This is a genomic window from Falsiroseomonas sp., assembly GCF_030695085.1.
Lineage (GTDB): Bacteria > Pseudomonadota > Alphaproteobacteria > Acetobacterales > Acetobacteraceae > Falsiroseomonas.
In genome coordinates, this window is sequence record NZ_JAUYTS010000138.1 from 1 (window position 1) to 1,122 (window position 1,122).

Below are 1,122 nucleotides of genomic sequence, written 5' to 3' on the forward strand. Positions count from 1 at the left end.
GAGGCCGTGCTGCTGGAGCGGTGGTTCAGGGCTCTTGGCTGACTTTCCAAAGTGGAAAATAAGCACTTGACGAAATGGAAAGGGATGCTCACTTTCCAATCCAGAAAGTGAGCTCCCGCCATGACCGATGACCCCACCCCCGCCGATGCCCTCGCCGCAATCGAAGCGTCGCGCCGCAGCGTCCACGACCGCGTCGCCAGTCATGGCTGGCGCTACGACCTGTCCTATGCCGCGATCTGCGCCGGCATGGTCGGCGCCCAGGCCCTGGACATTCCGTTCAACGTCACCGGCATGACTCTCGGCGTTCTCGCCCTCGTGCTGATGTTTCAGGCCGCGGCGCGGCGGACCGGGGTCCGGGTGACCGGCGTTTCGCCCCGGCACGCCCGTTGGGTGGCGATCGCCCTCGGCGCGGTGATGGCCGGAGCCATGCTGGGCGTCGTCCTGGCCCGGCGAATGGTCGAGCCGGCCCAGCTGTCGCTGGTTGTGGCCGCGATCATCGCTGTCGCCTTCGCCCTGGCCCTGATCGGCTCACGACTGTGGCGCCGGGTCTATCGCGCCGAGATGCGGGGGGAAGGGTGACGGCCGTTCCGCAATTCGATCCGCTCATCCACGCCCCTGGCCGGCTTCAGATCTGCGCCATCCTGTCGGCCGCCGACGAGGCCGAGTTCGCCATGGTCCGCGAGGCCATCGCCGTCTCGGATTCGGTGCTGTCGAAACACCTGAAGCAGTTGGAGGAGGCGGGCTATATCAAGCTGCGCAAACAGGCCCACGCCGGTCGCCAGCGCACCTGGCTGGCCCTGACGTCGGCCGGCCACAAGGCTTTCGCCGCCCATGTCGCCGAACTGCAGCGGCTGGCGGGCATGGTCGCCCCCGCGCCCCTGGGGCAGGGGTTCTCGGGCTGATCGAGCACTGGCACTGAGCCGCTCCCGCCTTGCCACCGCACCCGCCGCTCCTTAAGCCTCGCGCTCAAGGAGACCCGACCATGCAAGACATCCTCGAACAGCTCGAAGCCCGCCGCGCCGCGGCCAAGCTCGGCGGCGGCGAGACCCGCATCGCCAGCCAGCACGCCAAGGGCAAGCTGACCGCCCGCGAACGCATCGACGTCCTGCTGGACGAGGGCAG

The 1,122-nt window shown here is 68.5% G+C and carries 2 protein-coding genes; both read left to right on the top strand.

Features of this window, described 5'->3' with window-relative positions; all coding sequences use genetic code 11:
* Positions 1-120: 120 nt before the first annotated feature.
* The gene (locus Q8S40_RS14770) at positions 121-579 is read left to right on the top strand and encodes a hypothetical protein (protein WP_305670977.1); all 459 of its coding nucleotides are present in this window, start codon (positions 121-123) and stop codon (positions 577-579) included.
* Positions 576-902 (top strand): transcriptional regulator, encoded by a 327-nt coding sequence (locus Q8S40_RS14775; protein WP_305670978.1) that lies wholly within the window; start codon positions 576-578, stop codon positions 900-902. Before Q8S40_RS14770 ends, Q8S40_RS14775 begins: the two co-directional genes overlap by 4 nt.
* Positions 903-1,122: the final 220 nt, after the last annotated feature.

What these genes read in the sequence shown, in the direction of transcription:
- Q8S40_RS14770 (WP_305670977.1), top strand. Translation starts at nt 121, where the DNA reads ATGACCGATGACCCCACCCCCGCCGATGCCCTCGCCGCAATCGAAGCG.